Here is a 24,334-nt window from a genome sequence, read left to right as displayed (position 1 = left end):
TTCATCATCTTCAACTCCATCTAGGGTTAAGATGAGCCGCAAACCCTCCGCTATGCAATCAGCCCAAACAGTTCCATGGGCGCTGATGGCCGACAGGCTTGGTTCTGGCCTTGAGGCGGTCAGTCAGAAGCGCTCAGACCGCGCCGCGATTTTTGACCGTTGCAACACAGCAATCGTGCCCTAATGCCATTTCCCAGTTTATGATGCGCAGGTGAGCCGCTTCAAACAGCGACGGCGAGACTGACGCAGATCAGCACAGCGCGCCTATGAATGGACGAGGATGAGGCCTGAAGAATCGCCAAAGGAGCGCTCTTGTCCCGACCGACCCCCAATGGGTGCGTCCTTGCCGTGCGTGGTGCGGTTGTCGATGTGCGCTATGACACGGGTGCCCTTCCTGCGCTGAACGAGGCACTTGCCGTCGAATGGGACCGCCCCGGCCCCCTTCTGCTGGAGGTGCAGAGCCATCTGGACCTGACCACGCTCCGCGCAGTGGCGTTACAAGCAACAGCAGGGCTCGCGCGCGGTGTTGTGGTGAGCGCGACGGGTGCCCCCATCACGGTGCCGGTTGGCAAGGCGGTGCTGGGCCGTCTTCTGGACGTGACGGGGGCCACCCGCGATCTGGGCCCGGCACTGCCGGAACAGACACCGCGCCGGTCCATCCATGCCACCCCCCCGCCCCTCGCCGTGCAAGGGGCCACCACAGAGGTGTTCGAGACGGGCATCAAGGTGATTGACCTGCTTACGCCCATGGCACAGGGCGGCAAGGCCGCGATGTTCGGTGGTGCAGGCGTGGGCAAGACGGTTCTGGTGATGGAACTGATCCACGCCATGGTCGAGAAATACGACGGCATTTCAGTTTTCGCGGGCATTGGCGAACGGTCGCGTGAAGGTCATGAATTGCTGACGGAAATGGCGGCCTCTGGCGTTCTGTCGGGCACCGTGCTGGTCTATGGCCAGATGAACGAACCACCCGGCGCCCGCTGGCGTGCGCCGCTAACGGCGCTGACCATCGCCGAGTATTTCCGCGACACAAAGCACCGTAACGTGCTGCTGCTCATGGACAATGTGTTTCGCTTTGTTCAGGCGGGGGCCGAGGTATCAAGCCTGCTGGGGCGGTTGCCATCGCGCGTAGGGTATCAGCCGACGCTGGCCACCGAGGTGGCCGGATTGCAAGAGCGCATCGCCTCGGTCGCGGGCGCGGCCGTCACCTCGATCCAGGCGGTTTATGTGCCTGCGGACGATTTCACCGATCCGGCGGTCACGACCATCTCGGGCCATATGGATTGCGTGATCATGCTCAGCCGCGCCTTGGCGAGCCAGGGGTTCTACCCCGCGATCGACCCGCTGGCGTCATCCTCGACCCTGCTCGACCCATCGCTGGTTGGCGCGGAGCACTATGCAGTTGCGGCCCAGGTGCGCGAAATGCTGGCACGCTTCGCGGAATTGCAGGACATCATCGCCTTGCTCGGTATCGACGAGTTGGGGGCGGCGGACCGGCAGATCGTCACCCGTGCCCGGCGTTTGCAACGTTTTCTCAGCCAGCCTTTTGCGGTAACCGAGGCCTTTACCAGCACGCCGGGCCAATCCGTTGCCCGCGTCGATACGCTGGCCGGATGCCGCGCGATCCTTGAGGGAGAGGCAGACACCTGGGCCGAGGCCTCGCTCTACATGGTCGGCACACTGGCCGAGGCGCGCGCTAAAGAAATGGCCGCCCGATGAGCCGCCCCATGTCCCTGCGTATCATGACACCGCTGGCGATCCTCGTCGATCAACCCGTCCTCAGCCTGCGTGCCATGGATGCCAGCGGTAGTTTCGGCATCCTTCCCGGGCATGCGGATTTTGTGACGCGGCTTGCGATCTCGGTGGTCTCCTGGACAACGGCCGACGGTGCGGACCGGTTCTGCGCCGTGCGTGGTGGGGCGATGGCGGTGCGCGCGGGTCATGTTGCCATCGCCACGCGCGAGGCAGTGACGGGCGACGATCTGGCAAGGCTCGACCGTGTCGTTCTTGCCCGGTTCCGCACTGATCTGGATGAAGAACGGGTCGCGCATGTGGAAACCACCCGGCTGCACCTGAGCGCCATGCGGCAGATGCTGTCCCGATTGCAACCAAAGTCACGGGGGGCAGGTGTATGAGCGACCCGGACGAAACCGATCCTCTGATCCGCGAAGTGCGCAACCATCAGGCCCGGCGCGCGGCCTGGGACCACGACGGCGAAGCTTCGGTGGGGCGCAGGCTGGCGCAGATCGGCGTTCTGGGCTGGATCATCGTGGCCCCGATGCTGGGCGGCCTCGCCCTGGGCCGATGGCTGGACGGGCAGTTTGATACAGGGCTCTTCTGGACGGCCCCCTTGCTGATGGTCGGGCTTGGCCTTGGCGGCTGGTTCGCGTGGCGCTGGATGGGCAGCGCATGAGCGATTTTTTCATCCTCACACTCTGGCTTGTGGGCGGCGTCCTGATCGGCCTGATTTATTTCCACATGGTGCGGCAGAGCGCGGATCTGATGCTGTCGGGGCGGCGGGGTGCGCCGTGGTTCGGTCTGGCATTGGTGCTTCTGCGGATGGTGGGCCTCGGTGGCATTCTGATCGTGGCCGCGTTGCAAGGGGCCGGGCCATTGCTGGCGGCGGCCATGGGCCTCTTGATCGGGCGTTTCGCCGTGATGCGGCGGACCGCCTGATGGAGAGCCCCCTGCAATCGCTGCCGCTCTTCATGGTCGGGCCAGTGCCGATCATGCCCGCTGTGGTGGTGACATGGGGCATCATGGTGGTGCTGGTTCTGGGGGCTATCCTGCTGACCCGCTGCTTGACACTGGTGCCGGGGCCGGCGCAGGCCACGGCGGAATTGCTGGTGGGTGCCGTCGACAGCCATATCCGGGGTGTCACCGGGGCCGCACCCGCGCCCTACCGGGCCTTTGTCGGCACGCTTTTTCTCTTCATTCTGACCGCCAACTGGTCCTCGCTCATCCCCGGCATAACACCCCCCACCGCCACGATGGAAACGCCTGCGGCCTTGGCTGGCCTCGTGTTCCTGTCGATCATCTTCTTTGGCATCCGGGGCGGCGGTGTGGGTGGCTTTCTGCGCGGCTTTGCACGGCCCAACCCGGTGATGATCCCGCTTAACATGCTCGAAAGCGTCACGCGCAGCTTTTCGATGTTCGTGCGCCTCTTTGGCAATGTGATGAGCGGGGTGTTCGTCATCGCCATTGTCGGATCGCTGGCCGCCCTCTTGGTGCCGATCCCGCTCATGGTGCTCGATCTGCTGACCGGCGCCGTCCAAGCCTACATCTTTGCGGTTCTGTCGATGGTGTTCATCACCTCAGCCGTTGAGAAGGGCAAATCCCCCACCAAGGAGTCCTGAATGGAATATATCCCCCTAATCAGCATCTTTTGCGCCGCTTTCGCGGTGTCCTTTGGTGCCCTCGGACCGGCACTGGCCGAGGGGCGCGCGGTTGCCGCCGCGATGGATGCCATCGCCCGCCAACCCGAAGCCGCCAACACCATCTCGCGCACGCTCTTCGTAGGGCTTGCGATGATCGAGACGACGGCGATCTATTGTCTGGTCATCGCGCTTTTGCTGCTCTTCGCCAACCCGATGCTGCCATGACATTCGATCTCTGGACCCTTGGCTTTCAGTCAGTCAATGTCCTTGTGCTGATTTGGTTGTTGCATCGGTTTTTCTGGAAACCGGTCGCGGCACTGGTGACGGGACGTGAGGCCAAGGTGCAGGCGCTGCTGGACGGGGCGCGGGCCAAAGTGGCAGAGGCAGAGTTGGCTCTAGCCGGGATTGCAGAAACCCGCGCCGGTCTGCACGCAGAGCGCGCGGCGATGCTGGAGGCCGCACGCGATGAGGCCGAGAGCGCCCGCGCCCGCCTGCTGCAAGAGGTGCAGGCTGAGGCTGACGCGCTTCATGATACCGCCAAATCCGCCCGTGTCCGTGCCGCCGAGACCCTGAAGGAAAGCGCCATCAGCGACGCCCAAGGCTTGGCGCTGACCATTGCGGGCAAACTCTTGGCGCGGCTGGACAAGGACAGCATCACGACAGCCTTCCTCGGCTGGCTGACAGACGCGCTCGCAGCCTTGCCCGAGGCCGACCGCCGGGCCTTGGCAGGCGCGCGCCTCGACCTGGTCAGCGCGACCAAGCCCGACAGCGCCACGCAGGCGCGGATGACCCAAGCCATCGCTCAGGCGCTTGGCACAGTGCCCGACCTGAGCTTTCGTACCGACCCGGACCTGATCGCGGGTCTGGAGCTGCAATCGCCGCATTTCATTCTGCGCAATTCGTGGCGGGCCGATCTGGACCGGATCGCGGCGGCCCTGCGCGACACGGACACTATTCCCGATGCCGCATGACATCGCATGGCAGCACGAGGCCGCCGCCCGCGTGCAGGCCACCAAATTAGCCCCAGCCCCCGAATACCGGGGCCGGGTCGAGGAAGTGGCCGACGGGGTGGCCATGATCTCGGGCCTGCCGCATCTGCGGCTGGACGAACTCTTGCGCTTTGACAGCGGGGTGTTTGGCTTTGCGCAGGTGTTGGAACCGGACCGGATCGGCTGTGTGCTGCTTGATGCCGCACGGGCGCTGCAAGCGGGGGATGCTGTGCGCGGCACCGGCGATGTGGTGCGCGTGCCGGTGGGCGCGGGGTTGCTGGGGCGCATCGTCGATCCGTTGGGCCGCGCCCTTGATGGCAAGGGTCCGGTCGTGGCCGGGGCGCTCTTGCCCATCGAGCGCGCGGCACCGGGCATTATCGACCGGGATTTGGTTACAAATCCGGTCCAGACCGGGGTGCTGGTGGTCGATACGCTCTTTGCTCTTGGCCGGGGACAACGCGAGTTGATCGTGGGCGACCCCGCAACCGGCAAGACGACGCTGGCGATTGATACGATCATTGCGCAGCGGGACACCGACATGATCTGCATCTATGTCGCCGTCGGGCAAAAGACATCCGCCGTGCGCCGCGCGGTCGATGCGCTGCAAACCCATGCCGCGTTCGAGCGCTGCATCGTGGTGGTGGCTGGCCCCGCCACGCCCCCCGGCCTGCAATGGATCGCCCCCTATGCCGGCATGACGATGGCCGAGTATTTCCGCGACAAGGGCGGCCACGCCCTGATCGTAATCGACGATCTGACCAAGCACGCCGCCACCCACCGCGAGATTGCCCTTCTCACTCGCCAGTCTCCGGGCCGCGAGGCCTATCCGGGCGATATGTTCTATGTCCACGCCCGCCTGCTGGAACGCGCGGCCAAACTGTCGGCGGCCAAGGGGGCGGGATCGCTGACCGCCCTGCCGATTGCCCAGACCGTTGCCGGAAACCTCTCGGCCTACATCCCCACCAACCTGATCTCGATCACCGATGGCCAGATCGTGCTGGATGCGCGGTTGTTTCAAGAGGGGCAGAAACCGGCGGTCGATGTGGGCGTCTCGGTCAGCCGGGTGGGCGGTAAGACGCAGGCCCCCGCCTTGCGCGATGCGGCAAAATCCTTGCGGCTGGATTATGCGCAGTTCCTGGAGATGGAGGTGTTCACCCGCTTTGGCGGCACGATGGAGTCACGCGTGCAGGCGCAACTGACCCGCGGCGCGCGTCTGCGCGCGGTGCTGCGGCAGAATCAGCATGCGCCCATGCGCCTGATTGATGAAATCGCCCTCGTGCTGGCGGTTCAAGAGGGGTTGCTCGACGCGCTCACTCCCGAGGCGGTGGACAGGTTTCGCGCAGGGCTCGCTGGGACGCTGGACAGAGACGCGGGCGCGGTCGTTCACCGGATCGAGGCGACGGGCAAGATGGAGGGTTCCGACCGCGCCGCGCTGCTCGCACTTCTGGGCAAACGGGCGGCGCCAGATGGCTGATGCGGCGCTCTCTGATCGGATCGAGGGCATCCGTCAACTGGGCAGCGTCGTGCGCGCGATGACCGGCATCGCCGGGGCTCGCGCCCGCACCGCCCGCAGCCAGATTGCCGCCGTCGAGGATTACGCCAATCTCCTTGCGACAGCGTTGCAACAGGCTACGACAGGGCGCGCCATGCAAGCGCCAGAGAACGGCACGCGCGCAGCACTTATCGTTTTTTGCGCGGAACAGGGCTTTGTCGGGGCGTTCTCAGAGCGGGTGTTGGACCGCGTGGGCGCAAATCAGGCCGAGGCGGATCTATTTCTGATCGGCAGTCGGGGGGCTGCGGTTGCGGCCGCGCGCGGGATTGTCCCGGTCTGGGTCTCTGCGATGCCGTCGCACTCTGCCAGCCTGCCAAAATTCGCGGACCGACTGCTTGAGGCGGTATTTGCAGACGGGCGCGCGCGCGCCGTCTCGGTGATCCACACCATCTGGGAACATGGGCAAGCGCGGGTTGCATCCCGCAACCTTTTCCCGTTGCCGCCCACAGATGACGCAGTCCGGCCCCCTACCTCTCTGACCAACATTTCGGCCCCTGAATTGGCCGCCAATCTTGGGCTTGACAGGCTACATGCAGTTCTGACGCGTGCGGCGCTCCATGCCTTCGTGTCCGAGAACGAGGCGCGCATGGCCGCGATGTCGGCGGCATCGCGACACATCGCGACAGAACTGGATGATCTTCAGGCCCTCGCGCGTCGCCTTCGGCAAGAGGCGATCACCGCCGAGATCATCGAAATCGCAGCGGGTGCGATGGCAGGGCGCTGACAGCCGCGCAAAGTTAGACGGGCTTTCCTAACCTGTATCAGCCTGACGCCATCCCCGAAGGCCTAGGCTCCGCATGACACCTAGGCCAAGGGAGCAGGTCCATGCCATCCGACCACAAAACGGGGTTCCGATTCCCCTCTGCCTTTACCATCCTCTTTGCACTCATCATTCTGGTGGCGGCGCTGACCTGGATCATACCGGCGGGGCAATATGCGCGCGTTCCGTCCGAGGCATTGGGCAAGGATGTGCCCGTGGCAGGCAGCTATGCGCCGACGGATGCCAATCCGCAGGGGATTTTCGATGTGATCCTCGCCCCAATCGCGGGATTTTACGACCCGCTGGAATATACTGCGAACGCCATCGACGTTTCGCTCTTCGTGCTGATCATCGGTGGGTTCATCGGCGTGGTGACGGCCACAGGGGCGATTGACGCAGGCATCGCCCGCGCCATGGTGCGGCTCAAGGGGCGCGAGACCTGGATGATCCCGTTTCTCATGGGCCTCTTTGCCCTTGGCGGCACGACCTATGGCATGGCCGAGGAAACGCTGGCCTTTTATGTCCTCCTGATCCCGGTGATGATCGCTGCCAAATACGATGCGCTCACGGCGGTGGCTGTGATCCTGCTTGGGGCCGGGGTGGGGGTTCTGGGCTCTACCATCAACGCCTTTTCAACCGTCATCGCCTCGGACGCGGCGGGTGTGACCTTTGCCGACGGTCTTGCGCTGCGGCTGATCATTCTGGCCCTCAGCTTTGCGGTCACGGTCGCCTTCGTGATGCGCTATGCCGCACGGGTCAAGGCCGATCCAACCAAATCGCTGGTCTTTGACAAACAGGCTGAGAACGAGGCGCATTTCCTGTCCGAAACACCGGCAGAGGCGGCAGCCTTCACCGGTTTGCACAAGGTCGTGCTGATCCTCTTTGCGCTCACATTCGGCGTGATGATCTGGGGCGTCTCGGTCGGCGGCTGGTGGATGGCGGAAATGAGCGGGCTGTTTCTGGCCGCCGCCATCGTGATCGGCCTTGTCGCCCGTCTGGGCGAGGGCAAGCTGGTCGAGAGTTTCGTGAACGGTGCCCGCGATCTGCTGGGCGTGGCGCTGATCATCGGTCTGGCGCGCGGCATCGTCGTGGTGATGGACGCAGGCCTCATCACCGACACAATCCTGAACGCGGCCGAAGGCAGCGTGGCGGGTCTTACGCCCACCACTTTCATCCTTGTGATCTACTGGATCGAGGTGGGGATGTCCTTTTTTGTGCCTTCCACCTCAGGGTTGGCGGTCCTGTCGATGCCGATCCTTGCCCCTGTGGCCGATTTCGCAGGGGTCAAGCGTGAACTGGTCGTCACCGCCTTTGCCACGGCAAGCGGCATGGTCAATCTAATCACGCCCACCTCCGCCGTGGTCATGGGGGGCCTCGCCATTGGCCGCGTGCCCTATGAACGCTGGCTGCGCTTTGTATGGCCGCTGCTTGTCGTCCTGACCCTCATCATCATGGCAGCCCTTGCCATATCCACCGTGCTGGGAGGCACCCAACCATGACCCTGACCTATGGCGTTCATTCCGAAGCGGGCCAATTGCGCCGCGTCCTTGTCCACCGGCCCGGATCAGAGATGGCGCGCCTCACGCCGGCCAATGCCGAAAGCCTGCTGTTCGACGACGTGCTCTGGGTCAAACAGGCGCGTGTCGACCATATGGAATTCGTCGATGCCCTGCGCGAACGCGGGGTTGAGGTGGTGCTCTTGCGCGAGATGCTGGAGGAGGTGCTGACCAACCCCGAGGCACGCCGATGGCTGCTTGAGGCGCGGATCAACGACGATTCCGTGGGGGTGGGCCTCTCCGCTGACCTCTTGGCCTGTCTGATGGAGATGCCGGCCAAGGCGCTGTCGCACATCCTGATAGGTGGCATGAGCCGGGCAGAACTGCCGATCGCCGAAGGCGGCGTGGTGGTGCCAATGCTCTTGCCGGATGATTTTCTGCTGGCCCCCATGCCCAACACGATCTTTACCCGCGACTCGTCGTGCTGGATCTATGGGGGCGTCACGCTCAACCCGATGTTCTGGCCCGCGCGACGGCTTGAGACGCTGAACCTGACGGCGATCTACCGCTTTCACCCTGATTTCGCCGGGGCGGATTTTCCGATCTGGTTCGGCGATCCCATGGTCGATCATGGCGCTGCCACGCTGGAGGGCGGCGATGTCATGCCCATCGGCAATGGCACGGTCCTGATCGGCATGGGCGAGCGCAGCACGCCGCAAGCCGTGGGACAGGTGGCGCGCGCGCTCTTTGCGGGGGGCGGGGCGGACCGGGTCATCGCCTGCCAGTTTCCGCGCGCCCGGTCATCTATGCATCTCGATACGGTGTTCACCTTTTGCGACCGCGATCTGGTCACGGTCTTTGCCGAAGTGACCGACGCGATCCAGACCTATTCGCTGCGGCCCGGCGACAACGGCACGGTGCAGGTCGCAACCGAAACAGCCCCGTTCCTCGATGTCGTGGCAGGGGCGCTCGGTGTCAAGAAACTGCGCACGGTGCCCACCGGGGGCGATGCCTACGAATCGCAGCGCGAGCAGTGGGATGACGCCAACAACCTGCTCTGCATCTCGCCCGGCGTGGTCGTGGGCTATGCCCGCAACACCCATTCCAACACGCTTTTGCGCAAGGCCGGGGTCGAAGTCATCACCATTTCTGGTGCCGAATTGGGACGTGGGCGGGGTGGGTCGCATTGCATGACCTGCCCGTTGATCCGCGACGCCCTGTGATGCGCCCCATCTCCTTGAAAGGACCCCCCAATGCCACAAAACCTGCATGGTCGCAGTTTCATGAAACTGCTGGATTTCACAGCGGACGAGTTACGCTTCCTGCTGCGCCTTGCGGCCAGCCTGAAAGAGGCCAAGACGACGGGCACCGAGACGCAATTGCTGCGTGGCAAGAACATCGCCCTGATCTTCGAAAAGGACAGCACCCGCACCCGTAGCGCCTTTGAGGTTGCCGCCTTTGACCAAGGCGCGCATGTCACCTACCTCGGCCCATCCGGCAGCCATATCGGCACCAAGGAAACGATGAAGGACACCGCCCGCGTTCTGGGCCGGTTCTATGATGCCATCGAATATCGGGGGTTCGGGCAGGCAGAGGCGGAAGTGCTGGCAGAGTTTGCAGGCGTGCCGGTTTACAATGGGTTGACCGACGAATTCCACCCCACTCAGATTCTCGCCGATCTGATGACCATGCGTGAATTCACCCACAAGCACCTCTCAGATATTTCCTTTTGCTTTATCGGGGACACCGGGGGCAACATGGGGTCTTCGCTGATGGTCGGCGCGGCCATGATTGGGATGGACATCCGCTTGTGCGGGCCACAGGCGCTCTGGCCAGAGACCGGTCTGGTCGATCAGTGCCGCAAACTGGCCGAGGCGAGCGGTGCGCGGATCACCTTGACCGAAAAGTTGGCCGAAGGCGTGGAGGGCTGCGATTTCATCTATACCGATGTCTGGGTGTCGATGGGCGAAGCCGAGGCGGTATGGGCGGACCGGATCGCGCTTTTGTCGCCCTTTACTGTCACCCAAGACGTCATGGACCTGACTGGCACGCCGCATACCAAGTTCCTGCATTGCCTGCCCGCCTTTCACAACCGCGACACCAAAACCGGCGAGGCCACCTTTCAGACGTATGGCATCGACTGCATGGAAGTTACAGAAGAGGTGTTCGAGTCGCCTGCATCCAAGGTCTTTGATCAAGCGGAAAACCGTCTGCATTCGATCAAGGCGGTTCTTGTCGCCACGATTGGCGCCTGAGATGCGGATCGTTGTAGCCCTTGGCGGCAATGCCCTTCTGCGGCGCGGTGAGCCGATGACCGCCGAGGCGCAGCACACCAACGTGCGCGTGGCCGCCCTTGCCTTGGCCGATCTGGCGCAGGATCATCAGATCATCGTCGCCCACGGCAATGGCCCACAGGTCGGGCTGATGGCGCTGCATGCGGCCAAGTTTGCGCCCGGAAACCCATGGCCTCTGGACATTCTGGGGGCTGAGACCGAAGGGATGATCGGATATCTTATCGAACAGGAACTGATGAACGCCCTGCCAAAGGGTGCCCGCTGCGCCACCCTTCTGAGCCGGGTCGAGGTGGACCCAATGGACCCGGCCTTTCAGAACCCGACCAAACCCATCGGCCCCGTCTATTCCGCCGCCGAGGCCGCTCAGGCAAATGACGATCACGGTTGGGCCATGGTCACCGAGGCCTCTGGCGGGCTGCGACGTGCCGTGCCCTCGCCTGCGCCGCTGCGCATTCTCGGTCTCGATGCCATCAAGGTGCTGCTTGATGCCGACCATTGCGTAATCTGCGCCGGTGGCGGCGGTATTCCGGTCATGCGCAACGCCAAAGGCGAGATGGAGGGTGTCGAGGCGGTCATCGACAAGGACCGCACCTCGGCGCTGCTGGCCCTTGGACTCGAGGCCGACGCGCTCCTGCTTCTTACCGATGTTGCCGCCGTCCTGCGCAATTTCGGGCGCGAGGATCAGAGCGCGATCGGCGTGACCACGCCCGCCGCGCTGGAGGATCTTGAACTGGAGCCGGGGTCGATGGGGCCAAAGGTTTCCGCCGCCGTGGCCTTTGTCAGGGCCAGCGGCAAGCGCGCGGGGATCGGCAAGCTGGAGGATGCCCGTGCGATCCTGGAAGGCCGCAGAGGAACGCGGATTTCCCCCGAAGATGCTGGCGCAATAACGGGTTGAGCAGGGATTGATTGGGCGGGGGAAAGGGGCGACAGCCCTGCGCCTCATCGCCCTGCAACCTCTCATCGCGACCCTTGGCCCGAGGAGCCATCTGATGAACCGAACTCTGCTAGGCGTCGTCGGCGTGGCGACCGCCACCGCAATCGGGGTCGGCGTCTGGCTCTGGCTGGCCAATCGCGACGCTGGACCACCGCCGGGCTTTGCGCAGGCGAATGGGCGGATCGAGGCAACGCGCGTAGATGTCGCGCTCAAATTCGGAGGCCGGATCGCCGAGGTTCTGGCCGTGGAAGGGGCCATGGTTGCGGCGGGCGACGTGGTGGCCCGGATCGAGGCAACCGAATTGGAGGCAACGCTGCGCGCCGCCGAGGCCGCGACAAGGCAAGCGCGGCAGCAAGAGGTGCAGGCTCTGGCCCTGATCGCGCAGCGCGAGGGCGAGTTGACACTGGCACGCGCGGAACTGGGCCGCGCGCAGACCCTGCTTGAGCGCGGCTATGCCACCGCCGAGGAATTCGACCTGCGCCAAATGGAAGAGACCACCGCCGTCGCCACCCTCAACAGTGCGGTGGCCGCCCGCGGATCGGCCCAAGCTGCGATAGAGGCCGCACAAGCGCGGGTCGCAGCACTTCGGGCGGACCTTGCCGATCATGTGCTGACCGCGCCGCGCGCAGGCCGGGTGCAATATCGGCTGGCAGAGCCGGGAGAGGTGCTTGCCACCGGGGGGCGGGTGGTCTCGCTCTTGGATCTCCGCGATGTCTACATGGACATCTATCTACCCACATCCCAGGCCGGACGGCTCGCGATGGGGGCCGAGGCGCGGCTGACACTCGATGCTGCCCCCGAATTCGTGATCCCTGCAGAGGTTTCCTTTGTCGCAGCCGCCGCGCAGTTCACCCCGAAATACGTCGAAACCGAGAGCGAACGTGAAAAGCTCATGTTCCGCGTCCGGCTGAAAATCCCCGGCGAGGTGCTGACCCGTTACCACGCCCTCGTCAAGACCGGGCTGCCGGGCGTCGCCGTGGTCCGCATCGCCCCCGACGCCGTCTGGCCCGAGGCACTGGCGGTCAAACTGCCATGACCGCGCCGCCACCCGTTGCGCGGCTCGACGCCGTGACCCACAAATACGGCGCAACCCTTGCCCTCGACAACGTCAGCGTGACGATCCCGGCAGGGCAGATGGTGGGTCTGATCGGGCCTGACGGGGTGGGGAAATCGACGCTTTTGGCGCTCGTGGCCGGGGTAAGGCGGCTCCAGACCGGTGAGGTGCGCACGCTAGACGGGTCAATGCGCGCGGCATCCCACCGGCGTGCGGTCTGCGCACGCATCGCCTACATGCCGCAAGGGCTGGGGCGAAACCTCTATCCCACCCTGTCGGTCTTCGAGAATGTGGATTTCTTTGCGCGGCTCTTCGGGCAAGGCACCGCCGAGCGCGCGGCGCGGATCGAAGAACTCCTGCGCGGCACAGGTCTGAGCCATTTTGCCGACCGGCCTGCAGGCAAGCTCTCGGGCGGCATGAAGCAAAAGCTCGCGCTCTGCTGCGCGCTGGTTCACGAACCCGACCTCTTGATCCTTGACGAGCCGACGACCGGCGTCGATCCGCTTTCGCGGCGTCAATTCTGGGAGTTGATCTCGCAAATCCGCGCCCGCCGACCCACCATGAGCGTGCTGACCGCCACCGCCACCATGTCAGAGGCCGAAGGTTTTGACTGGCTGGTGATAATGAATGACGGCTGCGTGCTGGCCGAAGGGGCACCAACATCCCTGAAAGGCGCGGCCGCATCACTGGAAGAGGCCTTTGTCGCGCTGCTGCCCGAGGATGCACGGCGGGGTCACGTCGCGGTCACGGTTCCGCCACGCGTCGCCACGGAAGGCCCGCCCGCAATCGAGGCCGAAGGGCTGACGATGCGTTTCGGCAATTTTACCGCCGTGGACGACGTGAGCTTTTGCATCGAACAGGGCGAAATCTTTGGCTTTATCGGCTCGAACGGCTGCGGCAAGACGACAACGATGAAGATGTTGACCGGCCTGCTCACGCCAAGCGCGGGCAGTGCCCGGCTGTTCGGCACACCGCTTGGCGCGGACGGTCTCGTCGCACGGCGCGGCGTCGGATATATGTCGCAGGCGTTCTCGCTCTATGGCGAGTTGACGGTGCGGCAAAACCTCAAGCTGCACGCCGACCTCTTCCAATTGCCACGCGCCGAGCGCAGCCCAAGGGTCGAGGTTCTTCTGGACCGTTTCGATCTGCGCGACGTGGCGGATGCGGCCCCCGATGCCCTCCCGCTGGGGGTGCGCCAACGTCTGCAACTGGCCGTGGCCGTGCTGCATGCCCCCGAAATTCTGATCCTTGACGAACCAACCTCTGGCGTTGACCCGGTGGCGCGCGACGCGTTCTGGGCGCTGCTGGTCGATCTGTCCCGCAACGAGAGCGTGACGATCTTCATCTCGACCCATTTCATGAACGAAGCCGAACGATGCGACCGCATCACGCTGATGCACGAGGGTCACGTTCTGGCGCAAGACGCGCCCGATGCCCTGCGCGAGGCCCGCGGTGCGGCAACGCTGGAGAAGGCGTTCATCGGCTATCTCACCGATGCGGGCGCAGGTGTCGATCCGGCCACGAACGCAGCACCTGCCACCCCGCCTGCGGCCTCCCCGACCGGGGGAACACCGGGCTTTTCCCCCGCGCGCCTCTGGGCTTTCGCGCGGCGTGAGGCGATGGAAATTCGCCGCGATCCGATCCGGCTTGGCTTTGCTCTCTTGGGTCCGGTCGTGCTGATGCTGGCGATGGGCTTTGGCATCACCTTTGATGTCGAGAACCTGCGCTATGCCGTCCTCGATCAGGACCGCTCGCGCGAGAGCCGGATGGCAGGCGCTGCCTTATCGAGTTCGCGCTACTTCGCCCAACAGCCCCCGCTGACCGATCTTGCCGACCTTGACCGGCGCATGATGCGCGGCGAGATGTCCGTGGCTCTGGTCTTTCCGCCCGGTTTCGGGCGCGACCTGCTGGCGGGCCGCCCCCCCGAAATCGGCGTCTGGCTCGATGGCTCGAACACCACCCGCGCCGAGACCGGGCGAGGCTATGTGCAGGGCGTGCTGGCCGGGCACCTGCGCGAAGTGGCGATGCAGGAAACCGGCGTGCCGCCGCCCGCCGAGCCCGCGACCGTCGAACCGCGCTTTCGCTACAACCAAGCGTTCCTGTCGCGGCACGCGATCCCGCCCGGCGTGCTGATGATGCTGCTAATCATGATCCCCGCCATGCTGACCGCCTTGGGCGTGGTGCGGGAAAAGGAAATCGGTTCGATCGTCAATTTCTACGCCGCACCTGCCAGAAGGATCGAGCTTCTCATCGGCAAGCAGGCCCCCTATGTGGCGGTCGGGATGGCGAGTTTCCTAAGCCTTGCAGCTCTGATGCTGGTAGCCTTCGGACTGCCATGGCCTCAGGACCCGATGGCGCTGATCCTGGGCGCGCTTCTGCTGATCACGGCGGCGACCGGGTTCGGGCTGGTGGTCTCGACCTTTGTGCGCTCTCAGATCGCGGCAATCTTTGCGACCTCGATCATCGTGATGATCCCCACGATCAACTTCTCCGGGATGCTCTACCCGGTCTCGACCCTCGAAGGGGCGGCGGTGGTGATCGGGCAAAGCTTTCCGGCGCTCTATTTTCAACGCATCAGCGCGGGCGTCTTCAACAAGGACCTCGGCTTTGGCACGCTCTGGCCGGATCATCTGGCACTGGCGCTCTTCTGCGGTCTCTACTGGATTGCGGCTTCCTTGCTGCTCGGCAAGCAGGAGCGCTGAATGAGACGCGGGTTCGCCATCGTCTTTCGGCTGGGGATCAAGGAACTCTATAGCATTCTTCGTGACCCGGTGCTGATGGCGCTGATCCTCTACACCTTCACCGGGGCTGTTTATACCGTGGCGCGCGGCGTGCAGATCGAACTGCGCAACGCCGCCATAGCCCTTGTGGACGAGGACCGCTCGGCCATCTCGGCACGCATCGCGGGGGCGTTCCTGCCACCCTATTTCCAACCGGTTGTGCTGATCGGAGCAGAGACGGTGGATGCCGGCATGGACGGCGGGCTTTATGCCTTCGTTCTGGACATTCCGCCGCGCTTCGAGGCCGATCTTCTGGCTGGGCGGCGGCCGGTGATCCAGCTCAACGTCGATGCGACCGCGATGACGACAGCGGGCAATGGCGCGCGCTATGTGCAGGCCATTATCGCTGCGGAAACGGCAGCGTTCCTTGACCGTGGCGACGGCGCGTCCACACTGCCCGTCAAGCTGATCATAAGGGCGAAATTCAACCCCAACCTCGACTCCGGCTGGTTCATGGCGGTGATGCAGGTCATCAACAATGTCACCATCCTCGCCATCGTGCTGGGCGGCGCGGCCGTGATCCGCGAGCGCGAGCATGGCACAATCGAGCACCTCATGGTGATGCCCGTGACCGCCGCCGAAATCGTGCTGGCCAAGGTCTGGGCCAACGGCCTTGTGATTCTGGCGGCAGCGATGCTGTCGCTCTGGCTGGTGGTGGGGCTTGCCTTGGGCGTGCCGATCAATGGCTCGGCGACGCTTTTTGCTGCCGGGACCGGCCTCTATCTCTTCGCCGTTGTCTCGCTTGGGGTGCTGCTCTCGACCGTGGCCACGACGATGCCGCAGTTCGGGTTGCTGTCGATCCCGGTCTTTGTCGTGATGAACCTGCTCTCTGGCGGAGTTACCCCGCTCGAGAGCATGCCGCCCGCCCTGCAAAACGCGGTGCAGGCCCTGCCCTCGACGCATTACATTGCCTTCGCGCAAGCCGTCCTGCATCGCGGCGCGGGGCCAGAGGCGGTCTGGCCCTCTCTCGCGGCGATGGCGGGGCTTGGTGCGGTGTTCTTCGGGCTCGCACTGGTGCGATTCCGGGCGGCCCTTGCGGCGGCGGCCTAGACTGCGCGGCACTGGTGCATCGGCGCTTTACCGCGCGTTCAGACCGGCTGATGCCGTGGTTGGTGCCGGTTCTAGGCCTAGGTTAACCTGCATCAGTGCGACCGGACAGGGACACGCCTATCAATACATTGTCCGCCAGATCCTGGCGGCAATTCTCCCGAGTATTCGTGTTGCGTAAGAAGCGGAGCAGGCAGTTACAACTCACTGCTCCGCTTTTGCGCCACCTGAAGTCGGGTGGTCTATGAAAGGACACCTCCATGACTCCCGAACAGAACAAGACCGCAGGCAAAATGACCGCCGTCAAGGCACGTTGGGACAAGGCACCCGCTGGCCCGAAAAAAGATGCCGCTCTGAAGCATTATCAGGCTGCCGAAAAGGCGCATACGGCGAAGAATGACGCCGAGACGAACAAGGAACTCGACGCGGCGAATCTCGCTCTCGCGTGATCGTATCGTTTTAGCGTGATTACAGGGCCGCTCACCCTCGTGGAGGGCGGCCCCTTGATTTGCGGAATGATCCGCCGTGATCAAAATGCACTGGACCGGTCACTGCCCGTCCGTGTGCGGCACCTTTCTCGATGTCCCCTGAGGCGTGGGGACCGGCCGCTTTCCTGCCTGCCAATGCCGCAGGCCCCAACAAAGGAAAACCCATGTCAGTATCGACCATCCTCAACCCCAACGATCCTGCCTTCGAGCGGTTTCTCTATGCCTCAGTCGGCGAGGATTGGGCAGGCAGAACGGTCAGCGTCCTCTCCGTGTTGGCACGTCTGAACCTCGATCCATGGGCAGAGGCGGCAGACCTTGCCGCCTTGGGTCGCGAGGCGGCCAGAACCCGTCTAAGCCTCTTGCTCGCGCGCTCTTACGACGTGCCCCTGCTCGGGCGCGACCATCAGGCGATCGCAGATGATCTGACGCGCCTTTTGCCCGCGCACGCGGTGGACGGCGGGCAATTGAAGGCTCATCCAACGGGGCTGACGGTGTCTTGGGGCACGCTTCTTGCGGTTGTGTCGTTTGTGCTTCTGGTTGTTCAGGCGGTTGTTGGGGGGATGGGGGCCGGGGACTGAGCCGTGTCTTGGCCGTTGTGGCCTGTCATCCGCCGACGCGGATTGCGCCGATGTCGCCCATCAGACCAAAGCCGCGCAGGAGCCAGAGGATCACGAGGATCACGACGACCACGTTGAGGATCGACTTGATCTTGCGATCCATCGGCACGTAGGTGTTGATTGCCCAGAGAGCGACGCCGACGACGACCAGCGTGACGATAAGATTTACCAGGGACATGAATGGTTTCCTTGTGTTTTGGGGCCGGGTGCGGGCCCCGTATTCCGGGATCGCCCGCTCTTGGGTCAGCTGCGGACCAGCCCCCGCAGGAGCAGCGATCCGCCCGCCACGACGCCGATCAGGCCGGCGATCATGAACCACATCGTATCGCCCGTGAAGCGACCGGTCATCGCCTCGCTCAGTTGATCGACCGGGGCATTGCTGCCTCTCCAGGCAAAGAAGAGAAGTGCTGTGCCGACGGACAGCGCAACAAGACCGGCGATGGGTGTCTGTGTCATCGGTGACCTCCTGAGGCGGGTATGGCCCGACCTTTGCCGCCGCGAGATGCGGCGGTGAAGGATTACCATTGCACTTTGCAGCGCACCCGCACTGACCTGGATCAGCGAGACCCGGATTTCTCTGGATTTGCCCACCAAGGGGTAATTCGTGCGGCAACCTCCAATGATACTGATCCATGTTGTGTCGCCGGTCTTGCGCATCGCTAGGGTTGCTCAAAGGATGGCCAATCTCGGCCTTCCCCAAAAAGGCAGGCCGCGCAATGAACGGGATCATCTACATCATAGGCATGATTGTGGTCGTCGTGTTCATCCTGGGTTTTCTGGGATTGCGCTGACCGGCTCCGCCTCCTTCCCGCCCACAGGCGCAGCAAAGTGAGCCCCGGCACGACCCGTGGCACCCGACCCCCTGTTTGGAGTTATCTCATGAACAAATCCCTCCCCCTGAACGCAAATATCGCCGCGTCCGAGCACGACATCGGCCAGCAGATCGCGACCCTGCGCGCCGATCTGGCGCAACTGACCGCGACGATCACCGACGACATGTCCCAAGGTCTCGAGGTCGCCGGGCGCAAAATCGGCCAGACCGGGCGCGAGGTCCAGACCACCGCGACCAATGCGGTGCTGGGGCATCCGTTGACCGCAATCGGCATTGCTGCGGGCATCGGTCTTTTGCTTGGCCTTGTCACGCGGAAGGGCTGAACCGCGATGGGCATGCCGCTGCTCTCTTCGCTGCGCGATGTCTTTGCCGCCCGGACAGGCGCGGCGGCCCTCAGAGCGGCGGCCGCGACCCTGACGACAGCGCTGGTCCTTATATCGGCGTCGCTGCTGCTGGCCTCTGGTCTGGCCGCCCTGACCGGCTGGTTCGGGTTTCCGCTAGCTGCATTGGTCGGGGCGGTGCTGATCGCGTTGCTGGCGGTGGCAGTGCATCTGGCTGGGCGCGCGCTTGTGGCCCGCCGGATGTCACGGGCCCGCAAGGCACAGGCGCGCAGCGAGGCCGATCTTGCCCTTGCTTGGGCGCTCAGCCGGTCCGCGCGGCCACTCTTGCCGCTTGCGGCCTTTCTTCTGGCCTTTGTTCTGACGCGCCGGTCCTGAGGGTCCGGCGCGCGAACAAGGCAGGCATAATCACAGCCAAACCCCGACAGACGTCACGGCCGTGGCGCGCTCAACGCCCCTACTGGTTTGCCCCGATCAACCCACCAACCCCGGCCCCGACCGCACCACCGAGCACTGTCGCCCCGGTGCCACCCCCGGCGATCTGCCCGGCAGCTACGCCAGTGAGTCCCCCGATGACGGCCCCTGTGCCGGTCTTGTTGGCGCTTCCATCCGCGTTCGTGCAGGCCGCAAGCAGCGCCGCCGCCAGAATGACGGCCCCGATCTTCAACTTATGCCCGATCTTTAACCCATGATGGCCCATCGCATTTGTCCTTTCCTTGGTGCGGCCTGCGCAAAAGACTGCGCAGCGGAGACACCAGACCGGTCCACAGTGTCATGGCCTGACCGTGGTGCGACTGATCTGGGTTAGGGCTGCCTGCGGCCTGACGTCATTTCACGCACAAATCCCGGCCCTGCCAAACGGCGAGGGAAAGGCTCAGGAGGTGGGTGTTTGCTGATGCGCCATCCGCAGCCAGGTGCCATCGTCGTTCAGGTAGGACGAGGTGCAATAGCCCTCGTAGATCGGCGTGCCGTCGCGTTCGGCCGAGACATGATAGGCGAGGATCGCCACGTCCTTTTCCCGGGCAAAGCACTGCTCGGAGAGCCCGACCGAGCGCCACCGCTGCGCCACCAGTCCTTCGCGCCAGATCTGGTCGCCCCGCAGGATGCCGACTGGATAGGGAAAGACAAACACCGCTCCCTTGGCTGTCATCGTCCGGGCGCTGTTGGCACCTTCGGTCCAGAACCGCTCTTCCATCGCCCAGAGGGTAGCTTCATCTGTCATGGCCCTGTGCCTTTCGTGGTAAATGCGTCTCGTGCCGGTCTCACCCGATTGGGCGCCCGGCGCTCTCAGATCGGTGTGTCCAGAAAGAACCGCACCATCTGCGCCGAGGCATCGGGCCCTTTCGGATCGGTATAAGAGCCCGCGGCACGGCCCCCGGACCATGCGTGCCCCGTGCCCGCGATCATCCAGAGCTCGATCCGGACCGCGCCCTTGGGGTCCGCATAGGAACTGCGGCAATAGTCCCGCCCGCGCACCGCCCGCCTGACCTCCTTGCACGGCGTGATCTCTCCGCCCATGCCCGCAGCGACGATGAACCCGGCGTTGAGCGGGTTGACCGTGCGGTCCTCCGCGCCCTGGAAAATGATCCGGCGCACCGGACGGGCAGGTGGGATGACCGGGACAAGAGCCCCGTTGGGGGCGCCGCCGTTATGCATCGCGCTCATCGCCGACAGCGTATCCCACGCCGCCCCGCGCGCAAGGCCGGAATGCGCCCCGGCGGCGGTAAAGACATCCGGATAGACATCCGCAAGGATCATCGCCATGGCCCCGCCCGCCGAGAGACCGGTCACAAAGACCGCATCGCGGCCAAGGCCGAACTCCCGCATCAGCTTGCGCGTCAGCGCGGCCAGAATGGCGGGCTCGCCCATGCCACGCATCTGGTTTCCCGGCTTGAACCAGTTCCAGCACCCGGCCGCATTCTGGCGCCTTGTCTGCGCCGGATAGGCAAGCGCCAGCCCATGCCGTTCGGCCAAGTCGTTCATATGCGTGCCGATGGCAAAATCATCCGGGGTCTGGTTGCATCCGTGCAGCATCAGGATCAGACCCTTGGGCCGCTTGGGGTGGCTGGCAGGCAGGTAGAGCCTGTAGCTGCGCGATCCTGTGGCGCTGCGATATTTGCGCGTCAGATAGGTTGCCCCGGTCGGAATACGGGGGAGTTTCTGGCCTCCGCCTCCGCCTGCGCGGATGGTGGACAAGGGGACAAGCGACCGGGCGCGGCGCAACTGCCGGATGGCGCTTCCCATCGTGCGCTTGCCCCCGCCTGCCTTGCCTGCCTTGGGTCCGACCGGCGCAGCGGCGCGGCGCGTCTTGAACGGGAGCAAGGCCGCTTTGACGACAAAGCCGCTCAAGGCGGTCTGCAGCGACAAGGCCGAGCGGGCGAGGCTGCCGGGCCTTGTCACACGCGGGCGCTTCGTCATCATTCAGGACTCCTCCGGGGGGGTGATATCCGACCGGGCAGGGCGCACATCGTCTGCGTCCCGGTCTCGCCCTCTCGGACCCCTGTCCCGATGCGGAAAATGCCGGACCGACAGCTGTCAGTCCGGCGTCTCGGTTTCGTGGTTACTCCGCGATACGCTCGACGATCGTCGTGGCATAGGCATTGATGAGGGCGTTGTAGAAATCCTCCTGAGACGGGGCCACCAGGACCCAGCCATCGGGCACCACGCGCTCGCCGCTGATTGCTGTCATGCGCAGGGCATAGCTGCCGATCAGGGCATCGCGGGTCTGGCCCTTGGACACCGAGTTGACGTTGTTGTTGCCCTCATGGGTGGTCACGGTGCCTTCGAGCGTGTTGAACTCGCCCGAGTCCGGCAACTTGGTGTCGCCATCAATCGCCACCTTGTTGATCTCGACCGAAATGCGCGGTGCATCGGCACTCTCATCCACAGTCAGTTTCGAGGCGATCGCCGTGGCGATATCCTCTTCGAGCGTCGGCCAGTATTTGAGAACATTGTTGTCCTCATAGGCGCTCAGATCAGAGCTGACGGCAACCCCGGAGAGGGTCTTGCCCGCAGCGGCCAAAGGACCGGCGGCAGCCAGAGCAAAGACGCAGCATATGGCTGTGGTGTGAAGAAGTTTCATAGGAATATCCTTGATTTGCTCTCACCGGCAGAGCCAGGCGTCAAGGCCTTGAGGCCAGAACGCGCATTCCCTGTCCGGATGTGATGTGACGTTCGAACATCCGCGGGCTCTTCGCAGATCCGCCCGCTCGTGCCTTGCTTGTCGCAGGAAAAACACGGCTCGATACTTACATGGATCAGCCTAAGCGCTCGATTCATCCCCTAGTTTGATATGGACTGGGGCCATCCCAACCTATTTGGCAAGCGGAGCGCTTGCCCCTTTTATGACCACTCCAAGGAACCGACCGTGACATCAGATCGACCGCTCTTTACATCCATGTCGCACCAGATGAACGACACCTGGAAATCATGCTGCGACGCCCCCGGTGGTCCGGGCAAGACCAAGGCCCTGGCACATTTCCGGGCGGCGCAGACCGCGCTCGCGCTCAATGATCAAACCATGTGTCTGGAGGAATGTCGCGCCGCCATCGAGGCCTTGGTCTGATCACGGCGGCCATCTCTGGGCCGCGCGCCATGGACCAGACGGCCGCGCGCGGTCGAAAACATCCTTCGTGACCACATACGCGTCCGCAGGTTTTCCGGAAGGGGACCGAAACGGCTTCCACAGGATCAAGCCGCGCAGTCCCGCTCCCTGCACACCAAGACATCCGAACCTTCACAGCAAAAAAAGGCAAACATCATGCTTGGCACCATTCTCATCGTTCTTCTCGTCCTAGTCCTGCTCGGCGTGCTGCCAACTTGGGGGCATAGCCGGTCATGGGGATATGGGCCAAGTGGCGGGCTCGGCGTTGTTCTTGTCATCCTGATCGTACTGGTCTTTACCGGACGCCTCTGACGGCGGTGCCGATGCCGCCCTCAGCGCCGGCGCACGGAATTGCCCCCGGCCAGAATACCGTTGATCAAGACTGCTACTGACCTGTGCAGCGCCTCGTCATCACTGGACGGGGCGTTCGCATGCGCGGCGGCGGCATCCTGGAGAATGCCGACAATCTCTTTCTCTGGTAGGATGTTGTGATCGTTCAGGGCAAGCAGCAACGACTCGCAAATTGCCAAGGCGGCGGTTCCGGCGGTGTCAGGCGGAAGGGACATGTCAGTTTCACTTTCTACTCGAGGTTGCTGCGTCGATCCTCACGGACCTGCAACATGGTCGCAATTATAGGTATCTCCTGCTAGGGTGGACTGATGCAGAGCAGTTTTGTCCGCGCATGTTCCGGCTATCGGTATCGGTGATACCTCAGCCGCAACTTTCTCATGGAAGGTCGAACGTTGCCCCTGGACAGCCCCCTGACCCAAAAGCTCTCGGCTTTCGTTGCTCTGTCGGAGGTCGATCTCGAAACGCTCGCACGCTTTCACCGACGCAGGCGAACCTTTTTGCCGGGGCATGAGATGCTCCATGAGGGGCAATCCAACGCCTCCGCCTTCATCCTCGCCGAAGGTTGGGCCGTCTCTTACAAGGTTCTGCCCGACGGCGACCGCCAGATCGTGGATTTCCAGGTTCCGGGCGATTTTCTGGGGCTGCGCAGCATCCTCTTCCGCACTTCGGATCACAGCAGCGAGGCGGTCACGCGCATCGAGGCCTCCGAGGTTCTCGCCACCGATATTTTCGATGCTTTCGCGCATGCCCCGCGCCTTGGCACCGCTGTTCTCTGGGCGGCGTCGCGCGACGAGGCGATGGTGGTGGAACATCTGGTCAACATCGGTCGCCGGTCCGCCGAAGAGCGCATGGCCCATCTGCTGCTCGAACTTGGAGCGCGCCTGCGGCTGGTGGGATTGGGCGACAAGACAGGGTTCCCCTGTCCGCTGACTCAATATCATCTCGCTGATGCACTCGGGCTGAGTGCGGTCCATGTCAACCGCGTGCTCCGCCATCTGCGCAATGAAGGGCTGCTCACCTTTCAAAAAGGCCGCGTCACCTTCGACAACCTCGACCGCCTCAGGGACGTATCAGGCTTTGACACAGGCTATCTCGATCACGACGGCCCGCTCCTACGGTGAAACCCCACTCCGGCAAGTGCCGCCATGACGGGGTCTTTCCGCTATCCCAAAGCTTACGCCAGTGCGTGCGTGGTCGCGTTGAGTTCGCGGTTGCAGTCGTTGTCGTTTTTTTCGCGGTGTGCGCCTTCTCGGCTGTGTTCGGATGCCTCAGCGCCGTGTCCTTCTTGGGGCCCGCTTTGGTCCCCCCGAAGGCTGCCTTGACGGTTTTCATCTTGTCTGCGGTGCCGGGCACAGGTGTTTTTGGGTCATCACCCAACTGCCCAATCCATCGGGTTATACAGCGGACGACGGGGCGCGGGACTTTTGTGCCGCCGCATTTTGATCCTGGCGAAGCCTCTCAGTTTGACTGGAGCGAAGACTTTGCGGTTCTGGGCGGCGAGCGCACCAAGCTTCAGATGGCCCATATCAAGCTGTCGCACAGCCGGGCCTTTCTGTTGCGTGCCTATCCGTTGCAGACGGGGCTCCGCCCGTTCAGGGCGGGATTGATCCACTGGATCAATCCTGTTTCGCCCTCTCCCCATGAGATGCTGTTCGATGCCACTGGCACGCGTTCCGGGTCTTTGGCGGCGTCCCTGGACGCGGTATCTATGACGGCGGGAATTGTCCGCCATTGATGAAGTGGATGGCTCCCGCTTTCGGCATCGCAATGTGCCATGTTGGGTGCTGTGAAACGGCCAACAAAGGGAGCCATCCATGGACA

General features: G+C 63.9%; 31 protein-coding genes and 1 pseudogene. 25 read left to right on the top strand and 7 right to left on the bottom strand.

Features of this window, described 5'->3' with window-relative positions:
- The 19 genes from ACSSV8_RS18165 to ACSSV8_RS18075 all read left to right on the top strand — a co-directional run.
- A partial coding sequence (locus ACSSV8_RS18165; protein ID WP_454283382.1) for a hypothetical protein occupies positions 1-184 on the top strand: 184 nt, incomplete at its 5' end.
- Between the two features lie 128 nt (positions 185-312).
- Positions 313-1,719, top strand: coding sequence for a F0F1 ATP synthase subunit beta (gene atpD / locus ACSSV8_RS18160; protein WP_454283381.1), 1,407 nt, complete (start codon positions 313-315; stop codon positions 1,717-1,719).
- A gap of 8 nt (positions 1,720-1,727) precedes the next feature.
- Entirely contained in the window at positions 1,728-2,135 is a 408-nt protein-coding gene (locus ACSSV8_RS18155; protein ID WP_454283380.1) for a F0F1 ATP synthase subunit epsilon, read from the top strand.
- Positions 2,132-2,413, top strand: coding sequence for an AtpZ/AtpI family protein (locus ACSSV8_RS18150; protein ID WP_454283379.1), 282 nt, complete (start codon positions 2,132-2,134; stop codon positions 2,411-2,413). The genes ACSSV8_RS18155 and ACSSV8_RS18150 overlap by 4 nt, the downstream gene beginning before the upstream one ends.
- Positions 2,410-2,676, top strand: coding sequence for an N-ATPase subunit AtpR (locus ACSSV8_RS18145; RefSeq protein WP_454283378.1), 267 nt, complete (start codon positions 2,410-2,412; stop codon positions 2,674-2,676). Before ACSSV8_RS18150 ends, ACSSV8_RS18145 begins: the two co-directional genes overlap by 4 nt.
- Positions 2,673-3,356 (top strand): F0F1 ATP synthase subunit A, encoded by a 684-nt coding sequence (locus ACSSV8_RS18140; protein WP_454283383.1) that lies wholly within the window; start codon positions 2,673-2,675, stop codon positions 3,354-3,356. The genes ACSSV8_RS18145 and ACSSV8_RS18140 overlap by 4 nt, the downstream gene beginning before the upstream one ends.
- Positions 3,357-3,602, top strand: a complete 246-nt coding sequence (locus tag ACSSV8_RS18135) for a F0F1 ATP synthase subunit C (protein WP_454283377.1) — start codon at positions 3,357-3,359, stop codon at positions 3,600-3,602.
- Positions 3,599-4,348 carry a F0F1 ATP synthase subunit B family protein gene (locus ACSSV8_RS18130; RefSeq protein WP_454283376.1) on the top strand — a complete coding sequence of 250 codons (750 nt, stop codon included), beginning with the start codon at positions 3,599-3,601 and terminating at the stop codon, positions 4,346-4,348. The genes ACSSV8_RS18135 and ACSSV8_RS18130 overlap by 4 nt, the downstream gene beginning before the upstream one ends.
- Entirely contained in the window at positions 4,338-5,840 is a 1,503-nt protein-coding gene (locus tag ACSSV8_RS18125; RefSeq protein ID WP_454283375.1) for a F0F1 ATP synthase subunit alpha, read from the top strand. The genes ACSSV8_RS18130 and ACSSV8_RS18125 overlap by 11 nt, the downstream gene beginning before the upstream one ends.
- Positions 5,833-6,642: a F0F1 ATP synthase subunit gamma gene (locus tag ACSSV8_RS18120; RefSeq protein WP_354540548.1), complete on the top strand. Its 810-nt coding sequence runs from the start codon at positions 5,833-5,835 to the stop codon at positions 6,640-6,642. Before ACSSV8_RS18125 ends, ACSSV8_RS18120 begins: the two co-directional genes overlap by 8 nt.
- Positions 6,643-6,743: 101 nt before the next feature.
- Positions 6,744-8,177 (top strand): YfcC family protein, encoded by a 1,434-nt coding sequence (locus ACSSV8_RS18115; protein WP_454283374.1) that lies wholly within the window; start codon positions 6,744-6,746, stop codon positions 8,175-8,177.
- The gene (arcA, locus tag ACSSV8_RS18110) at positions 8,174-9,397 is read left to right on the top strand and encodes an arginine deiminase (RefSeq protein WP_454283373.1); all 1,224 of its coding nucleotides are present in this window, start codon (positions 8,174-8,176) and stop codon (positions 9,395-9,397) included. The genes ACSSV8_RS18115 and arcA overlap by 4 nt, the downstream gene beginning before the upstream one ends.
- Positions 9,398-9,427: 30 nt before the next feature.
- Complete coding sequence (argF, locus tag ACSSV8_RS18105; RefSeq protein WP_454283372.1) at positions 9,428-10,429, top strand: ornithine carbamoyltransferase; 1,002 nt, start codon at positions 9,428-9,430, stop codon at positions 10,427-10,429.
- Between the two features lies 1 nt (position 10,430).
- A complete protein-coding gene (locus ACSSV8_RS18100) occupies positions 10,431-11,363 on the top strand; it encodes a carbamate kinase (RefSeq protein WP_354540553.1) in 933 nt (310 codons plus the stop codon).
- Between the two features lie 94 nt (positions 11,364-11,457).
- Positions 11,458-12,438: an HlyD family secretion protein gene (locus ACSSV8_RS18095; RefSeq protein ID WP_354540554.1), complete on the top strand. Its 981-nt coding sequence runs from the start codon at positions 11,458-11,460 to the stop codon at positions 12,436-12,438.
- Positions 12,435-15,158, top strand: a complete 2,724-nt coding sequence (gene rbbA / locus ACSSV8_RS18090; RefSeq protein ID WP_454283371.1) for a ribosome-associated ATPase/putative transporter RbbA — start codon at positions 12,435-12,437, stop codon at positions 15,156-15,158. The genes ACSSV8_RS18095 and rbbA overlap by 4 nt, the downstream gene beginning before the upstream one ends.
- Complete coding sequence (locus ACSSV8_RS18085; protein WP_454283370.1) at positions 15,159-16,286, top strand: ABC transporter permease; 1,128 nt, start codon at positions 15,159-15,161, stop codon at positions 16,284-16,286.
- A gap of 257 nt (positions 16,287-16,543) precedes the next feature.
- Complete coding sequence (locus ACSSV8_RS18080) at positions 16,544-16,732, top strand: hypothetical protein (protein WP_354540557.1); 189 nt, start codon at positions 16,544-16,546, stop codon at positions 16,730-16,732.
- A gap of 203 nt (positions 16,733-16,935) precedes the next feature.
- Positions 16,936-17,349: a hypothetical protein gene (locus tag ACSSV8_RS18075; RefSeq protein ID WP_454283369.1), complete on the top strand. Its 414-nt coding sequence runs from the start codon at positions 16,936-16,938 to the stop codon at positions 17,347-17,349.
- 25 nt (positions 17,350-17,374) lie between these two features.
- Here the strand turns inward: ACSSV8_RS18075 and ACSSV8_RS18070 are convergent, their stop codons facing one another.
- Both ACSSV8_RS18070 and ACSSV8_RS18065 read right to left on the bottom strand, forming a co-directional pair.
- Complete coding sequence (locus tag ACSSV8_RS18070) at positions 17,375-17,566, bottom strand: Thivi_2564 family membrane protein (protein ID WP_354540559.1); 192 nt, start codon at positions 17,564-17,566, stop codon at positions 17,375-17,377.
- Positions 17,567-17,631: 65 nt separating this feature from the next.
- Positions 17,632-17,844 (bottom strand): DUF3185 family protein, encoded by a 213-nt coding sequence (locus ACSSV8_RS18065; RefSeq protein ID WP_454283368.1) that lies wholly within the window; start codon positions 17,842-17,844, stop codon positions 17,632-17,634.
- 423 nt (positions 17,845-18,267) lie between these two features.
- Between ACSSV8_RS18065 and ACSSV8_RS18060 the strand changes: the two genes are divergently transcribed.
- Together ACSSV8_RS18060 and ACSSV8_RS18055 are read left to right on the top strand one after the other, a co-directional pair.
- A complete protein-coding gene (locus tag ACSSV8_RS18060) occupies positions 18,268-18,543 on the top strand; it encodes a DUF883 family protein (RefSeq protein WP_354540561.1) in 276 nt (91 codons plus the stop codon).
- A 6-nt stretch (positions 18,544-18,549) separates the two neighbouring features.
- A complete protein-coding gene (locus tag ACSSV8_RS18055; protein WP_454283367.1) occupies positions 18,550-18,936 on the top strand; it encodes a hypothetical protein in 387 nt (128 codons plus the stop codon).
- 79 nt (positions 18,937-19,015) lie between these two features.
- On the opposite strand, the gene ACSSV8_RS18050 is transcribed toward ACSSV8_RS18055, so the two are convergent.
- The 4 genes from ACSSV8_RS18050 to ACSSV8_RS18035 all read right to left on the bottom strand — a co-directional run bounded on the left by ACSSV8_RS18050 (position 19,016) and on the right by ACSSV8_RS18035 (position 21,640).
- Positions 19,016-19,258: a hypothetical protein gene (locus ACSSV8_RS18050; RefSeq protein WP_454283366.1), complete on the bottom strand. Its 243-nt coding sequence runs from the start codon at positions 19,256-19,258 to the stop codon at positions 19,016-19,018.
- A gap of 174 nt (positions 19,259-19,432) precedes the next feature.
- Positions 19,433-19,780 (bottom strand): hypothetical protein, encoded by a 348-nt coding sequence (locus ACSSV8_RS18045; protein WP_454283365.1) that lies wholly within the window; start codon positions 19,778-19,780, stop codon positions 19,433-19,435.
- A gap of 65 nt (positions 19,781-19,845) precedes the next feature.
- Positions 19,846-20,979, bottom strand: a complete 1,134-nt coding sequence (locus tag ACSSV8_RS18040; RefSeq protein WP_454283364.1) for an extracellular catalytic domain type 1 short-chain-length polyhydroxyalkanoate depolymerase — start codon at positions 20,977-20,979, stop codon at positions 19,846-19,848.
- A 139-nt stretch (positions 20,980-21,118) separates the two neighbouring features.
- The gene (locus ACSSV8_RS18035) at positions 21,119-21,640 is read right to left on the bottom strand and encodes a hypothetical protein (RefSeq protein ID WP_454283363.1); all 522 of its coding nucleotides are present in this window, start codon (positions 21,638-21,640) and stop codon (positions 21,119-21,121) included.
- 285 nt (positions 21,641-21,925) lie between these two features.
- Here ACSSV8_RS18035 and ACSSV8_RS18030 point away from each other — a divergent pair, with 285 nt between their 5' ends.
- Both ACSSV8_RS18030 and ACSSV8_RS18025 read left to right on the top strand, forming a co-directional pair.
- Entirely contained in the window at positions 21,926-22,123 is a 198-nt protein-coding gene (locus ACSSV8_RS18030; RefSeq protein ID WP_454283362.1) for a hypothetical protein, read from the top strand.
- Positions 22,124-22,318: 195 nt separating this feature from the next.
- Positions 22,319-22,474, top strand: coding sequence for a DUF3309 family protein (locus tag ACSSV8_RS18025; protein ID WP_454283361.1), 156 nt, complete (start codon positions 22,319-22,321; stop codon positions 22,472-22,474).
- A gap of 20 nt (positions 22,475-22,494) precedes the next feature.
- Here ACSSV8_RS18025 and ACSSV8_RS18020 read toward each other — a convergent pair whose 3' ends face one another.
- Positions 22,495-22,728 (bottom strand): hypothetical protein, encoded by a 234-nt coding sequence (locus tag ACSSV8_RS18020; RefSeq protein WP_354540569.1) that lies wholly within the window; start codon positions 22,726-22,728, stop codon positions 22,495-22,497.
- Positions 22,729-22,905: 177 nt separating this feature from the next.
- Between ACSSV8_RS18020 and ACSSV8_RS18015 the strand changes: the two genes are divergently transcribed.
- A complete protein-coding gene (locus ACSSV8_RS18015) occupies positions 22,906-23,634 on the top strand; it encodes a Crp/Fnr family transcriptional regulator (protein ID WP_454283360.1) in 729 nt (242 codons plus the stop codon).
- 278 nt (positions 23,635-23,912) lie between these two features.
- A pseudogene (locus tag ACSSV8_RS18010) lies at positions 23,913-24,226 on the top strand (hypothetical protein); the annotation flags it as partial.
- Positions 24,227-24,334: the final 108 nt, after the last annotated feature.

The organism is Roseovarius sp. MBR-79 (assembly GCF_053628555.1).
The sequence above is the reverse complement of the archived record's forward strand: the minus strand, read 5'-3'. Positions and strand labels throughout refer to the sequence as shown.

What these genes read in the sequence shown, in the direction of transcription:
- ACSSV8_RS18155 (WP_454283380.1), top strand. Translation starts at nt 1,728, where the DNA reads ATGTCCCTGCGTATCATGACACCGCTGGCGATCCTCGTCGATCAACCC.
- ACSSV8_RS18150 (WP_454283379.1), top strand. Translation starts at nt 2,132, where the DNA reads ATGAGCGACCCGGACGAAACCGATCCTCTGATCCGCGAAGTGCGCAAC.
- ACSSV8_RS18145 (WP_454283378.1), top strand. Translation starts at nt 2,410, where the DNA reads ATGAGCGATTTTTTCATCCTCACACTCTGGCTTGTGGGCGGCGTCCTG.
- ACSSV8_RS18135 (WP_454283377.1), top strand. Translation starts at nt 3,357, where the DNA reads ATGGAATATATCCCCCTAATCAGCATCTTTTGCGCCGCTTTCGCGGTG.
- ACSSV8_RS18130 (WP_454283376.1), top strand. Translation starts at nt 3,599, where the DNA reads ATGACATTCGATCTCTGGACCCTTGGCTTTCAGTCAGTCAATGTCCTT.
- ACSSV8_RS18125 (WP_454283375.1), top strand. Translation starts at nt 4,338, where the DNA reads ATGCCGCATGACATCGCATGGCAGCACGAGGCCGCCGCCCGCGTGCAG.
- ACSSV8_RS18120 (WP_354540548.1), top strand. Translation starts at nt 5,833, where the DNA reads ATGGCTGATGCGGCGCTCTCTGATCGGATCGAGGGCATCCGTCAACTG.
- ACSSV8_RS18115 (WP_454283374.1), top strand. Translation starts at nt 6,744, where the DNA reads ATGCCATCCGACCACAAAACGGGGTTCCGATTCCCCTCTGCCTTTACC.
- arcA (WP_454283373.1), top strand. Translation starts at nt 8,174, where the DNA reads ATGACCCTGACCTATGGCGTTCATTCCGAAGCGGGCCAATTGCGCCGC.
- argF (WP_454283372.1), top strand. Translation starts at nt 9,428, where the DNA reads ATGCCACAAAACCTGCATGGTCGCAGTTTCATGAAACTGCTGGATTTC.
- ACSSV8_RS18100 (WP_354540553.1), top strand. Translation starts at nt 10,431, where the DNA reads ATGCGGATCGTTGTAGCCCTTGGCGGCAATGCCCTTCTGCGGCGCGGT.
- ACSSV8_RS18095 (WP_354540554.1), top strand. Translation starts at nt 11,458, where the DNA reads ATGAACCGAACTCTGCTAGGCGTCGTCGGCGTGGCGACCGCCACCGCA.
- rbbA (WP_454283371.1), top strand. Translation starts at nt 12,435, where the DNA reads ATGACCGCGCCGCCACCCGTTGCGCGGCTCGACGCCGTGACCCACAAA.
- ACSSV8_RS18085 (WP_454283370.1), top strand. Translation starts at nt 15,159, where the DNA reads ATGAGACGCGGGTTCGCCATCGTCTTTCGGCTGGGGATCAAGGAACTC.
- ACSSV8_RS18080 (WP_354540557.1), top strand. Translation starts at nt 16,544, where the DNA reads ATGACTCCCGAACAGAACAAGACCGCAGGCAAAATGACCGCCGTCAAG.
- ACSSV8_RS18075 (WP_454283369.1), top strand. Translation starts at nt 16,936, where the DNA reads ATGTCAGTATCGACCATCCTCAACCCCAACGATCCTGCCTTCGAGCGG.
- ACSSV8_RS18070 (WP_354540559.1), bottom strand. Translation starts at nt 17,566, where the DNA reads ATGTCCCTGGTAAATCTTATCGTCACGCTGGTCGTCGTCGGCGTCGCT.
- ACSSV8_RS18065 (WP_454283368.1), bottom strand. Translation starts at nt 17,844, where the DNA reads ATGACACAGACACCCATCGCCGGTCTTGTTGCGCTGTCCGTCGGCACA.
- ACSSV8_RS18060 (WP_354540561.1), top strand. Translation starts at nt 18,268, where the DNA reads ATGAACAAATCCCTCCCCCTGAACGCAAATATCGCCGCGTCCGAGCAC.
- ACSSV8_RS18055 (WP_454283367.1), top strand. Translation starts at nt 18,550, where the DNA reads ATGGGCATGCCGCTGCTCTCTTCGCTGCGCGATGTCTTTGCCGCCCGG.
- ACSSV8_RS18050 (WP_454283366.1), bottom strand. Translation starts at nt 19,258, where the DNA reads ATGGGCCATCATGGGTTAAAGATCGGGCATAAGTTGAAGATCGGGGCC.
- ACSSV8_RS18045 (WP_454283365.1), bottom strand. Translation starts at nt 19,780, where the DNA reads ATGACAGATGAAGCTACCCTCTGGGCGATGGAAGAGCGGTTCTGGACC.
- ACSSV8_RS18040 (WP_454283364.1), bottom strand. Translation starts at nt 20,979, where the DNA reads ATGATGACGAAGCGCCCGCGTGTGACAAGGCCCGGCAGCCTCGCCCGC.
- ACSSV8_RS18035 (WP_454283363.1), bottom strand. Translation starts at nt 21,640, where the DNA reads ATGAAACTTCTTCACACCACAGCCATATGCTGCGTCTTTGCTCTGGCT.
- ACSSV8_RS18025 (WP_454283361.1), top strand. Translation starts at nt 22,319, where the DNA reads ATGCTTGGCACCATTCTCATCGTTCTTCTCGTCCTAGTCCTGCTCGGC.
- ACSSV8_RS18020 (WP_354540569.1), bottom strand. Translation starts at nt 22,728, where the DNA reads ATGTCCCTTCCGCCTGACACCGCCGGAACCGCCGCCTTGGCAATTTGC.